Annotated in this window: 10 protein-coding genes; 4 read left to right on the forward strand and 6 right to left on the reverse strand. The window is 72.8% G+C overall.

The annotated features are described in order from the left end of the window. Positions 1–261: 261 nt before the first annotated feature. Positions 262–786 (forward strand): hypothetical protein, encoded by a 525-nt coding sequence (locus GA0070607_RS14030; RefSeq protein WP_231931031.1) that lies wholly within the window; start codon positions 262–264, stop codon positions 784–786. A 30-nt stretch (positions 787–816) separates the two neighbouring features. Further along, positions 817–2,301 (forward strand): serine/threonine-protein kinase, encoded by a 1,485-nt coding sequence (locus GA0070607_RS14035; RefSeq protein WP_089018602.1) that lies wholly within the window; start codon positions 817–819, stop codon positions 2,299–2,301. Here the strand turns inward: GA0070607_RS14035 and GA0070607_RS14040 are convergent. Then, a complete protein-coding gene (locus GA0070607_RS14040; RefSeq protein ID WP_157743154.1) occupies positions 2,288–2,629 on the reverse strand; it encodes a hypothetical protein in 342 nt (113 codons plus the stop codon). The genes GA0070607_RS14035 and GA0070607_RS14040 overlap by 14 nt on opposite strands. 170 nt (positions 2,630–2,799) lie before the next feature. Here GA0070607_RS14040 and GA0070607_RS14045 point away from each other — a divergent pair, with 170 nt between their 5' ends. Both GA0070607_RS14045 and GA0070607_RS14050 read left to right on the forward strand, forming a co-directional pair. Then, the gene (locus GA0070607_RS14045) at positions 2,800–3,741 is read left to right on the forward strand and encodes a transporter substrate-binding domain-containing protein (protein WP_089018604.1); all 942 of its coding nucleotides are present in this window, start codon (positions 2,800–2,802) and stop codon (positions 3,739–3,741) included. Continuing rightward, positions 3,738–4,922, forward strand: a complete 1,185-nt coding sequence (locus GA0070607_RS14050) for a hypothetical protein (RefSeq protein ID WP_089018605.1) — start codon at positions 3,738–3,740, stop codon at positions 4,920–4,922. The genes GA0070607_RS14045 and GA0070607_RS14050 overlap by 4 nt, the downstream gene beginning before the upstream one ends. 22 nt (positions 4,923–4,944) lie before the next feature. Here the strand turns inward: GA0070607_RS14050 and GA0070607_RS14055 are convergent, their stop codons facing one another. The 5 genes from GA0070607_RS14055 to GA0070607_RS14075 are packed head-to-tail and all read right to left on the reverse strand — an operon-like array spanning position 4,945 to position 12,526. After that, the gene (locus GA0070607_RS14055) at positions 4,945–6,108 is read right to left on the reverse strand and encodes an acyl-CoA dehydrogenase family protein (RefSeq protein ID WP_089018606.1); all 1,164 of its coding nucleotides are present in this window, start codon (positions 6,106–6,108) and stop codon (positions 4,945–4,947) included. Next, a complete protein-coding gene (locus GA0070607_RS14060; protein ID WP_089018607.1) occupies positions 6,105–8,102 on the reverse strand; it encodes an ATP-binding protein in 1,998 nt (665 codons plus the stop codon). The genes GA0070607_RS14055 and GA0070607_RS14060 overlap by 4 nt, the downstream gene beginning before the upstream one ends. 13 nt (positions 8,103–8,115) lie before the next feature. Next, positions 8,116–9,717: an acyl-CoA carboxylase subunit beta gene (locus tag GA0070607_RS14065; protein ID WP_089018608.1), complete on the reverse strand. Its 1,602-nt coding sequence runs from the start codon at positions 9,715–9,717 to the stop codon at positions 8,116–8,118. Then, complete coding sequence (locus GA0070607_RS14070; protein WP_089018609.1) at positions 9,714–10,910, reverse strand: acyl-CoA dehydrogenase family protein; 1,197 nt, start codon at positions 10,908–10,910, stop codon at positions 9,714–9,716. The genes GA0070607_RS14065 and GA0070607_RS14070 overlap by 4 nt, the downstream gene beginning before the upstream one ends. Then, positions 10,907–12,526, reverse strand: a complete 1,620-nt coding sequence (locus GA0070607_RS14075; RefSeq protein ID WP_231931159.1) for an acyclic terpene utilization AtuA family protein — start codon at positions 12,524–12,526, stop codon at positions 10,907–10,909. Before GA0070607_RS14075 ends, GA0070607_RS14070 begins: the two co-directional genes overlap by 4 nt. Between the last annotated feature and the right edge of the window lies 1 nt (position 12,527).

Here is a 12,527-nt window from a genome sequence, read left to right on the forward strand (position 1 = left end):
CCCGCGCCCGCCCCGCCCGCGCCCCGGCGCGCGTCGATCTAGGGACGATTGCTGCTCTAGGAGATCAACTCGCCACTATTTGCCCTAGATCGGCCAGGCAGGGCGCCGCGGCGGCGGCGAGGCAGGGGCGCGGCGGCGGGGCGGGATGGGGATCTGGTTCTGACGGTTTCGGGGATGTGGTGTTCGGGGTGAGCGGCTAGCGTGTCACCACCGTGTGCCGGTCCACATTGGTGAACGTCGCCGTGCCTGGGGAGGCCCTTAATGAAGCTGCCGCGTTCCATCGCGGGCTGGACCATCGCGGTCTTCGGCGTGCTGGCGCTGGGGATGGGCGCGGTTGGGCTGCTCTGGCCGGAGGCGCAGCTGCGCATGCTCGGGTTCGAGGTGCCGGCGACGCGTGCCGTTGGTGACCACACCGGCACCTTCCTGCTGGCGTCTTCGATGGCGTCGTTCAACATGGGCGTCTACTACCTGCTCGCGACGGTGACCGAGTGGCGGGCGTTCTACCGGTTCACCGTGGTCTTCCGGCTGGTCACGTTCACCGTGTTCACCATCGCCGTGCTGAGCGACATCGCTCCCGACCGGTTCTTCGGGGTGGCCGCCTGGGAGGGCCTTGGCGCGCTGGCCACCGCCGTCGGCCTGCGCCTGGACGCCGGTAGGAGTGCGCCGGCCGGCGCTGGCGCGACGGAGGAACGCACCGCTGCGACCGCTGATGGCACGGACGTGGCCGACGACGTCGGAGAGGGGCCCGGCGCGGCCGGTGCCGCTCCGGCGGACGCGGTGCGCTGAGCCACCGGCAGGGTTGGGTATTTTCGAGCAGTGACCGACACCCCGACCGGCGGCTTGCCGGTGCCGAATGTGCCCGGTCTGACCGACTTGCGGGTTTTTGCCCGAGGCGGTTACGCGACCGTCTACAAGGCCACCCAGATCTCGGTGGGCCGCGAGGTCGCCGTCAAGGTGGAGAACCGCACGCTGGACAGCGAGCGCGACCAGGCCCGCTTCCTGCGCGAGGCGCGAGCGGCCGGGCGGATGTCGTCACACCCGCACGTGGTCGACCTCTTCGACGTCGGGGTCACCGTCGACCAGCACCCGTATCTGATCATGGAGCTCTGCGACGGGTCGTACGCCGAACGGATGCGCACCTCGCCGCTGGGCCCGGTGGAGGCCCGTGACCTCGGCCTGAAGATCGCTGACGCGCTGGCCCACTCGCACGCGGCCGGGGTGCTGCACCGGGACGTGAAGCCGGCGAACATCCTCTACTCGCACTTCAACTCGGCCGTGCTGGCCGACTTCGGGCTGGCCGTGCTGGCCGAGGCCCGGGACGCCTCGGTCACCCTGGAGGTGCTCACCCCGGCGTACGCGCCGCCGGAGATGTTCAACCACAGCCCACCGTCGCCGGCCGTCGACGTGTACGCGCTCTGCGCCACCCTCTACGCGGTGATGCACGGCCGGCCGCCACGCTGGCAGTCCGAGCGCAACCCCAGCCTCGTCACCGTGCTGGAGATGTTCAACCAGCCGGTTCCCCGCCTGCCCGGCGTGCCGGACGAGCTGATCGACGTACTCCGCGCCGGCATGGCCAACGACCCGGCCGATCGGCCCTCCGCTCTCGAACTGCACGACCTGCTCGCCAGCCTGCCGCTCGGCCCGCCGTCGGCGCCGGTCAGCGGTGCCCCGGTCAGCGGCGGGACGGGTTACATCGCCGGCCAGCCGGCGCCGCGCCCCCCGGTTGAGGACGTCCACCCGACGGTCCCCGCCGGTCGGCGCTGGCGACGCTGGTTCCTCGGCGGAGCCGGGGCGCTCGCACTCGCCGCCTCGGCCAGCGCCGGCGCCTGGATGGCCGGCAGCGGCCCACCACCCGAGCCGTCCCCCTCGGTCAGCCGGGTCGCCGCGCCAGCGACCGGGCCGCTGCCCGGTTGCACGACCGGCACCGGCGCGCCGACCGCTCTGCCCGAGGGTGCCCGCTGCCTGCCCGAACTGGAGTGCTTCGGCCCCGTGCGGATCCGCGGCACCCGCGCCGAGGCGGCCCGCGTCCCCTGCACCGGGCGGCACACCTGGGAGACGTACGCCGAGGGTGTCCTGCCGGTGTCGCTGGTCGGCGCCGAATACGACGACGTGGTCACGGCCGAGCCGGTGCGCCAGGTGTGCAGCACGACCACGTTCCGACTGACCACGGGAATCACCGAGCCGGTCGGCTGGCACCTGGAGGTGCTGCCGCCGGTGGACGGCAGCGTCGAACGGACCTACCGGTGCCTGGCCGGGCGGGGCGTCGACGCGCTGGCCGCGCCCACGCTCACCGGTCGCTGAGCCCGCCCAACCCGCGCCGCCGGTCACGCACCGCACGCAACGCGTCCCGGCTGTCCAGAGCTTCGAGGGTGTCCGCGTCGATCCCGTACGGCATCAACTCGGGCGGCCCGGCGGCGAACGGACGGTCCACCGGCTCCGGATCGTCGCCCTGCCGGGCGGCGGACACGGACACCCCGGCCACCATTGTCAGCAGGACGCAGAACAACGCGAGGACCACGCCGAGAAGGTCCTGACGGCGCCAGACGACCAGCATGACCAGCAGCGCAAGGGCTCCCAGCGCCGCGACCACCGCTACCGTCCGCGCATTGGACCTGGACAATCGACTCACCCGTCCAGCATGTCGTCACAGGGCCCGCTGTCAACCGCGCGGCCACCCTGGCACGACATCCACCGCCGCCCTGCCGGGCCGGCCGGCATGGCCGATAGGCGTCCACACGGACTGGCTCCAAGTCGCTACTCTCGGTGTCCCGCAGGCTGGTTCCGTCAGCGAGGTCGCCCATGAACACACGCAGTGCCCAGACCCGGCTCCGCTCGATCGCGACGACGCTGGCGGTCGCCCTGACCCTCAGCCTGGCCGCCGCGGCCGGCTGCGACAGCCGTCAGCAGCCGGACCTGTCGTCCGTGCAGGAGAAGCTGCGCGAGACGCACATCTACGGCCAGTCGAAGCTGCGCATCGGCGTCGCCACCAACGAGCCGCTGATGGGCGAGCTGCGCAACGGCCAGCACGTCGGCTTCGACGTGGAGATCGGCCGGTACGTCGCCGCCTCGCTCGGTTACGAGGGCGACCAGCGGCTGGAGTTCGTCTCGGTGTCCACGGAGGACCGCATCCCGGCCCTGCAGGGCGGCACTGTCGACCTGGTGGTCTCCAGCTTCTCCATGACGGAGGACCGCAAGAAGCTGGTCAGCTTCGCCGGGCCGTACTTCGTCACGACCCAGGAGGTGATGGTGCCGACCCGGCTCAAGGACCGGATCCGCACCATTGAGGACCTCCGTGACCCGGCCTACAAGATCTGCACCAGCGGCGGCTCCACCACGGAGGCCGAGCTGGAGAAGCACCAGGTCAAGACGTTCGTGGTGAAGGACGTCGGTGACTGCGTCGACGGCATTCGGAAAGGCCGGTACGACGCGGTCAGCTCCGACGAGGCGATCCTCGCCGGCTTCCTGGCCAGCTTCCCCAAGGAGTTCGAGATCGTGGACATGCCGTTCGGCACCAGCGAGCTGCTGGGCATCGGCGTCCCGATCGGTGACCCCGCCCTGCGCGACCTGGTCGCGTTCTTCCTGCAGAAGAGCTACCAGCAGGGCCGGGACGGGCAGGCGAGCCCCTGGCAGACCGCGTACAACCGGACGCTCGGCCCGTGGCTGCGGGCCGAGAAGCGGCAGCCGCAGCCGCTGGACGTGCCGAAGCTTGTCGACTTCGACGACAAGGCGCCCCGGCGGTGAGCACGGCGCCGACCGCCACCGGCGCAGCGGGCGCGGATGACCCGGTCCCGCCGCGTCGGGCGCCCGCGCCCACCGGTACCGCTCCGGTTACCAAGGTTCCGCCCGGCGTCGAGGCGGACGTCGTCGCAGGTTGGCCGGCGGGTGTGCCGGTCGCCGAACCCGCCGAATCGCTCGCCGACGTCGAGCCGGGGCGGGTGCGGTGGGACCCGGCGGAGCGGCGAGCCCGGGCCAGCCAGTCGTTCTGGACCGCTGTGGTGGGCGTACCGGCCATCTTCTCGGTGCTCCGGCTCGGCGTGGAGGCCGGCGGCGAACTCCAGACCACGCTGCTGCTGGTGGCCAACGTCGGGCCGGTCAACCTGCTCGCCGGCTTCCTGACCACCGCGGCCCGGCTGCTCTCCACCGGGCTGGTCGCGGTCTTCGCGCTCGGCGCGGTGCTGGCCGTCAGTGTGGACCGGTTGCCGCCGGGCACCCGCCGCCGCCCGCTGTTCGCCCGCTGGGCCGATCTCACCCCGGCCTGGCTCGTGTTGGCCAGCTTCCTGCTCGCCCTGCTCACCTGGCCGTTGCTCTACCTGCCACTGCTGCTGCCGGCGTTCGTGGCCGCTCTCCAGCTCCGCCCGGGGCGGCTGCACGAACGGGTCGTGCCACGGCTGCTGCTGATCGTCGTGCTGCTCGCCGGGTACGGCTGGCTGGTGCTGCCCACGCTGCGCGACGCCGGGAAGCAGGGCGAGCTGCTTGTGCTGGCGCTCATCGTGGTGCCGCCGGTGCTGGCCCTCTTCATCGCCGGGCCGCTGCCCGGCGTGGTGATCCGGCCGCTGGCGTCGGTGACCGAGGTGGCGGTGCTGGCCACACTGGTCTGGGCCGCGCTGCCGGTGATCAGCACGCCGGTGCTGCCGCTGACCGTCACCACGGTGGGCGCGGAGAACGGGCCCACCGAGGACGTTCGGGGGCACGTGGTGACCACCGACGACGTCAACATGGTGATCCTCCAGGAGCGGGGCGGCGTGCGGTACGTGCCGGTCGAGCTGGTCCGCGCCCAGGTGCTCTGCCCGAGCGAGGAGGAGTTGCCCCGGCACCGGCTGCGGATCCACGACTTCCACGTCGAGGACTCGCTGCTGGAGGGGATGGGTCGCCGGGTCCGACCGGTGCACCGGATCGACGCCGCCTGCCGCGCCCCGAGCTGAGCGACGGACCCGGCAGGCCGGGTCAGTACGACTTTTCCTGGCCGAGCACGTGCTGGGCGACGAAGTTGAGGATCATCTCCCGGCTGACCGGGGCGATCCGGCCGGCCCGGACCGCGCCGAGCAGGGTCGCCACCCCGTACTCGGTGGTCATGCCGGCGCCGCCGAGCACCTGGACGGCGGTGTCCACGGCGAGCGCGGCGGCCTCCCCGGCGGCGTACTTGGCCATGTTGCCGGCCACCCCGGCCTCCAGATCGCGGCCGGCGTCGTACAGGGTGGCCGCCTTCTGGATCATCAGGCGGGCCAGCTCGACCTGCACCGCCGCGTGCGCCAGCGGGTGCGACACCCCCTGGTGCGAGCCGATGCTCCGGCCGCCCCAGACCTTGCGGGTGGCGGTGTACTCGCTGGCCCGCTCGATGGCGTACCGGCCGGTGCCGGCACCCATCGCGGCCACGGTGATCCGTTCCGGGTTCAGCCCGGCGAAGAGCGCCGGCAGGCCCGCCTCCAGCGACTCGCCGAGCAGCGCGTCGGCGGGCAGCCGCACGTCGTCCAGGTAGAGCAGGAACTGGTTCTCCGGAGACAGGATCTCCATGTCCAGCTTGGACCGGGTCAGCCCGGGCGCGTCGGTCGGCACGAGGAACAGCGCGGGCTTCAGCTTGCCGGTCGACGAGTCTTCGGTACGGGCCACCACCAGCACGTGGTCGGCCTCGTCGACCCCGGAGATGTAGCACTTGCGGCCGGAGAGCAGCCAGCCGTCGCCGTCGCGGCGGGCCACAGTACCCAGGCGGTGGAAGTTGGAGCCGGCCTCCGGCTCGGTGATCGCGAAGACGATCTTCTGGGAGCCGTCGGCGAGGCCTGGGAGGTGCCGCTTGCGCTGCGCCTCGGTGCCGTGCCGGTTGATGACGGTTGCCGCGATGGCGGGGGAGACCACCAGTAGCAGCAGCGGGCAGCCGGCGGCTGCCAACTCCTCGCAGACGATGGCCAGCTCGGTGATGCCGCCGCCCCCGCCGCCGTACTCGGTGGGGATGTTGACCCCCAGGTAGCCGAGCTGGCCGGCCTCGGCCCACAGTTCGGTGGTGTGCTCGCCGGCCTTCGCCTTCTCCACGAAGTAGCCGTGGCCGTACCGGCGGCCCAGCCCCCGCACGGCGTCGCGCAGCTGGTCCTGCTCGGGGGTGAGGTCGAAGGTCATCGGGCGTCCTCCTCAGGATTGACCACGGCCAGCACGGCACCGGTGCGGACCTGACCGCCGGCCGGCACCGGCAGTTCGGCGACGACGCCGTCGGTCGGGGCGAGTACGGGATGTTCCAGCTTCATCGCTTCCAGCGTGAGCAGCGGATCGCCGGCCGTGACCCGCTGGCCGACCTCGACGTGCACCCGGGTCACCGCGCCGGGCAGCGGCGCGAGCAGTGACCCGGCGGCCAGCTCCGCGGTGGGCAACGGGAAACGCGGCATCTCGGCAAGGCTCGCCGCCCCGTCCGGGCCGTCCACGAAGACCGCCGTTCCCGCCCGGTGTACGCGGTACGCGCGCCGCACGCCGTCGACGTCGAGCACGACCCGCTCCGGAGCCGCCTCGACCAGCGCCACGGCCGGCCCTTCGGCACCCGTCGTCGCCGCCTCGCCGGTCGACGTCGCCGACCACTCGGCGAGCCCGCCCGTACGGTCCAGCCGGTAGTGGACCTCCACCTCGCCGTGCGGTCCGCTGAAGCGGGTGATCTGCGGAACCGCGGGCACGTTGCGCCAGCCCGACGGCAGCCCGGCGAGCACCCGAGCCTCGGCGCGGCGGCCCGCGGCCGAGGCGAGCGCGGCGGCCAGCGCGGCCAACTGGAGTTTCGCCGCCGGCAGCAGCGGGGCGAAGACCTCGGGATGTCGGTCCAGGAACCCCGTGTCGATCTCCACGGCGGCGAACGCCGGGCTGCGCAGCACCCGGACCAGCAGATCCCGGTTGGTGGTGACCCCGTGCAGCTCGGCCCGTGCGAGCGCGGTGGACAGCAGCCGGGTCGCCTCGGCCCGGGTCCGGCCCCAGGCGACCAGCTTCGCCAGCATCGAGTCGTAGTGCACGCCGACCGTCGAGCCGGCCACCACGCCCGAGTCGAGTCGCAGCCCGGGGGCGGCCAGCGCGCCGAACTCGGAGGCCACCCCGGGGACCGTGAACCGGTGCAGGGTGCCGGTGGCCGGCCGCCAGTTCGCGGACGCGTCCTCGGCGCAGAGGCGTACCTCGATCGCGTGCCCTGTGCTGCCCGGCAGGGCCGCCGGCAGCGGCTCCCCCTCGGCGACGAGCAGTTGCAGCCCGACCAGGTCCAGCCCGGTGCACAGCTCGGTGACCGGATGTTCCACCTGGAGTCGGGTGTTCATCTCCAGGAAGAAGAACTCCCCGCTCGGGGCGAGCAGGAACTCCACAGTGCCGGCACCCAGATAGTCGACCGCGCGACCGGCCGCGACCGCCGCCTCGTGCAACGCCGCACGCACCCGCGACGGGACGACCGCCGGTGCCTCCTCGACGATCTTCTGGTGCCGGCGCTGGATCGAGCACTCCCGGTCGCCGAGGGACACCACCCGGCCCTGGGTGTCGCCGATGATCTGTACCTCGACGTGCCGGCCGCGCTCGACGTACCGCTCGATGAAGACCGTGCCGTCGCCGAACGCCGCAGCCGCCTCGCGGCGCGCCGAGGCGACGGCCTCGGCCAGCCCCCCGGCGTCCCGGACGATCCGCATCCCGCGCCCGCCGCCACCAGCCGACGCCTTGACCAGCACCGGGAAGTCGACGATCTCGTCGGTGTCGGTCCAGCTGGGCAGCATCGGCACGCCCGCCTCGGCGAGCAGCGCCTTCGCGGCCAGCTTGTCGCCCATCGCGGCGATCACCTTGGCCGGCGGCCCCACCCAGGTCAGGCCGGCGTCGGTCACCGCCGCCGCGAACTCGGCGTTCTCGGCGAGGAAGCCGTAGCCCGGGTGGACGGCGTCCGCGCCACTGCGGCGGGCCGCGTCCAGGACCTTCTCCACCCGCAGGTACGTCTCCGCCGGCGTGTCCCCCGGTAGCCGGACCGCCTGGTCGGCCTCGGCGACGAACGGCGCGGCGGCGTCCGCGTCCGAGTGCACGGCGACCGTCTCCACGCCCAGCGCCCGGCAGGTCGCGAAGACCCGGCGGGCGATCTCCCCCCGGTTGGCCACCAGAAGTCGGTTGATCATGTCTGCTCCGCCCCTACATCCGGAAGACGCCGAAACGGTCGGCGCCCTTCACCGGGCCGTTGTGGATCGCCGAGAGGCAGAGCCCGAGGACGGTCCGGGTGTCCCGGGGGTCGATCACCCCGTCGTCGTAGAGCCGGCCGGAGAGGAACAGCGCCCCGGACTGCGACTCGATCTGCTGCTCGACCATCATCCGCATCGCCGCGTCGGACTCCTCGTCGTAGTCGCGCCCGCGGGCGGCGGCGGCCTGCCGGGCCACGATGGACAGCACGCCGGCGAGCTGCGCCGGGCCCATCACCGCCGACTTGGCGTTCGGCCAGGTGAACAGGAACCTCGGCTCGTACGCCCGGCCGCACATGCCGTAGTTGCCGGCCCCGTACGAGGCGCCCAGGTTCACCGTCAGGTGCGGCACCGTCGAGTTCGACACCGCGTTGATCATCAGAGCACCGTGCTTGATGATGCCGCGCTGCTCGTACTCGGTGCCGACCATGTAGCCGGTGGTGTTCTGGAGGAAGACCAGCGGGGTGTCGGCGGCGTTGGCGAGCTGGATGAACTGCGCCGCCTTCTGCGCCTCCTCGCTGAACAGCACCCCCCGGGCGTTGGCCAGGACACCCACCGGATACCCGTGCAGCTCGCCCCAGCCGGTCACCAGCGCGTCACCGTACGCCGGTTTGAACTCGTCGAAGTCGCTGCCGTCCAGGATCCGGGCCAGCACCTCGCGCGGGTCGAACGGCACCTTGAGGTCTGCGCTGGCGATGCCGAGCAGCTCCTCCGGGTCGTACTTCGGCGGCTGCGGGACCGCCGTGCGCGGTGACGGGCCCTGCTTGCGCCAGTTCAACCGGCGTACGCACTGCCGGGCCAGTCGGACGCCGTCCCGCTCGTCCTCGGCCAGGTAGTCGGCGAGCCCGGACGTGCCCGCGTGCATCGCCGCGCCGCCCAGCGACTCGTCGTCGGTGACCTCGCCGGTCGCCATCTTCACCAACGGTGGCCCGGCCAGGTAGACCTGCGACCGGTCCCGGATCATGATCACGTGGTCGGACATGCCCGGCACGTACGCGCCACCGGCCGTGGCGTTGCCGAATACCACGCTGACCGTGGGGATGCCCGCCGCGGAGAGCCGGGTCAGGTCGCGGAACACCCGGCCGCCCGGAATGAAGATCTCCGCCTGGGTGGGCAGGTCCGCCCCGGCCGATTCGACAAGATTGACCATCGGGAGCCGGTTGGCCAGCGCGATCTCCCCGGCCCGCCGGGTCTTGGCCAGCGACCACGGGTTGACCGCGCCGCCGCGGACCGTCGGGTCATTGGCGACGATCAGGCACTCGACGCCCTCGACCACGCCGATGCCGGTGACCACGCTGGCCCCGACCGGGAAGTCGGTGCCGTAGGCGGCGACCGGCGACAACTCCAGGAACGGGCTGTCGGCGTCCACCAGCAGCTCGATCCGCTCCCGGGGGAGCAGCTTGCCGCGGGCGTGGTGCCGGGTCACGTACTTGTCGCCGCCGCCCGCCCGGGCCTGGTCCAGCGCGGCGTCCAGCGCGGCCAGCCGCTCCAGCAACGCTGCCCGGTTCGCCGCGTACCCGGCTGCGGACGGGTCGATAGCACTGTCCAGGGTGCTCACAGGCCCATGCCTTTCGCGATGATCTCGTTCATGATCTCGGTGGTGCCGCCGCCGATGCCGAGAATCCGGGCGTCCCGGTAGTGCCGCTCCACCTCGGCGTCGCGCAGGTAGCCGAAGCCGCCGTGCAGCTGCAACGCCTGGTCGACGACGTGGTCGCACGCGGCCACCGCGAAGTTCTTCGCCATCGCCACCTCGGTCACCACCGGCTCGCCGGCCGCCACCCGGCCGGCCACCTCGTGCACGTACGACCGCGCCGCCTCGGCCCGGGTGTGCATCTCGGCCAGCCGGTGCCGGACCAGCTGCCGGCTGGCCAGCGGGCGGCCGAAGGTCTCCCGGTCCCGGCACCAACGCACCGCCAGCTCGACGCAGCGCTGCGCCGTGGCGTACGCCTGGGTGGCCAGCGAGAGCCGCTCCGGGGCGAAGTGCTGCATGATCGCCAGGAAGCCGGTGTTCTCCGCACCGATCCGGTTGGCCACCGGCACCCGCACGTCGACGAAGGACAGCTCGGCCGTGTCCGAGCAGTGCCAGCCCAGCTTCTCCAGCCGGCGCCCCACGGTGAACCCGGGGCTGCCCTTGTCGATGACCAGCAGACTGAGCTGGCCACTGCCCGGGAAGTCGGTGCAGACCGCGGTGGTCACGAAGTCGGCCCGGTGCCCGCTGGTGATGTAGGTCTTCGACCCGTTCACCACGTAGTGGTCGCCGTCCCGACGGGCGGTGGTACGGATGCCGGCCACGTCCGAACCGCCGTCCGGTTCGGTGATCGCCAACGCCCCGATCATCGTGCCGGCCAGGGTGGGCCGGACGTACCGCTCGATCAGGTCGTCGGCATCGGGCGTCGACGCGCCGCCGAGCCGGCCGCCCAGCGACCCGCCGGTACGCGCACCGGACGCCGCGACCATGTGCGGCAGCGCGATGCCGTGCGTGAACAGGGCCGCGACCAGGCCGGACGAGCCGCCGGAGCGGATCAGCTCCTCGGTGACGAGGATCGAGTCGAGCAGGTCGCCGCCGCTGCCGCCGACGGACTCGGGGAAGCCGATGCCGAGCAGGCCGAGCTTCGCGGCGGTGGCGTGCAGTGCCCGGGGGACCTCGCCCGCCCGCTCCCACTCGTCCAGGTGCGGCAGCACCTCCCGGGTCACGAAAGCCCGGGTCAGCTCGCGCAGCTGTCGGCGTTCGGGGGTGTCCACGATGCTCACGAAGCCACTCCCGTCGGCACGTCGGCGGGCAGGTCGACGATCCGCGAGCGCAGCAGCTCGCCGAGCGCCTTGGCCTGCGGGTCGAACCGGGTGGACGCGGCCACCCCGGCCCCGAGCAGGCCCTCGATCACGAAGTTGACCGCTCGCAGGTTCGGCAGCTCGTACCGCTGCACCGCCAGCGGTGCCGTCTCCGGCAGCAGCTCGGCCAGCCGTTCGACTGTCAACCAGTGGCGCAGCCAGGCGTACCCGGCGTCGGAGCGCGCCCAGACGCCGAGGTTGGCGTCCCCGCCCTTGTCCCCCGACCGAGCGCCTACCAGTTCCCCGAGTGCCCCCCGCCGGGTCCGCGGTGAGGAAGGGCCCCCTGTTATCGGATTTTGTTGTACAAGGGGCCCCTGCAAACGGGTGGTCGGCGGTGGCGCGATCGGCACCCGCTCGCCGGAGGGCAGCACCGCGACGTGCGCCACCGCGTCCTGCGGCACAGTGTCGGCGGTGAATACGCCGTACGGGGTGGCGTCGCCCGGCAGGGTGGTCAGGGTGCAGCCCGGGTACGAGGCGAGCGCCAACTCCACCGCCGCTGCCGAGAAGGCCCGACCGGCCCGCGTCCGGTCGCTGTCGCGCAGGTGCACGTGGAGCAGGGCGCTGGCCGCCTCGGTGTCGGTGGCGTCCGGATGGTCGGTCCGGGCCAGCACGAACTCCAGCCCGTCCTTGCCCACCGCCTCCTCGACCTGCCCCCGGACCAGGGCCGCCTTCGCCTCGATGTCCAGCCCGCAGAGCACGAATGTCATGGAGTTGCGGAAGCCACCGAGGTTGTTGACGCCCACCTTGAGGGTGGCCGGCGGAGGCGTGCCCCGGACGCCGGAGACCCGGACCCGGTCCGGCCCGTCGGGGCGCAGGTTCACGCTGTCCAACCGGGTCACCACGTCCGGCCCCAGGTACGCCGGCCCGCCGACCTCGTAGAGCAGTTGGGCGGTGACCGTCTCCACCGTGACCGCACCGCCGGTGCCCGGATGCTTGGTGAGCACAGTGGAGCCGTCCGGGTGCACCTCGGCGATCGGGAAGCCGGGCCGGTGCCCGCCATCGGGCAGCTCGGTGAAGAAGCTGAAGTTGCCGCCGGTGACCTGCGCACCGCACTCGACGAGGTGCCCCGCGACGGTCGCCCCGGCCAGCTCGTCCAGGTCGTCGCGGCCCCACCCGTAGCGGGCGATGGCCGGGCCGACCACCAGCGACGCGTCGGTGACCCGCCCGGTGACCACCACGTCCGCCCCGCCGTCGAGGCAGGCGGCGATCCCGAACGCGCCAAGGTAGGCGTTCGCCGTCAACGCGTCGGGCCGCTGGATCGCGTCGCCCTCGACGTACCCGACCCGCACCGGCAGGTCCAGCCGGTCGGCGAGCCGGGTGATGGCGGCGGCGAGGCCGGCCGGGTTCAATCCACCGGCGTTCGTCACGATCCGCGTCCCCTGGTCGAGGGCGGTGCCGAGGCAGGTCTCCAACTGGCGCAGGAAGGTCTTCGCGTAGCCCAGATCGGGGTCGCGCAGCCGGTCCCGGCCCAGGATCAGCATGGTCAGCTCGGCCAGGTAGTCGCCGGTCAGCACGTCCAGCTCGCCGCCGTCGAGCATC

The sequence above is a fragment of the Micromonospora coriariae genome, from assembly GCF_900091455.1.
Lineage (GTDB): Bacteria > Actinomycetota > Actinomycetes > Mycobacteriales > Micromonosporaceae > Micromonospora > Micromonospora coriariae.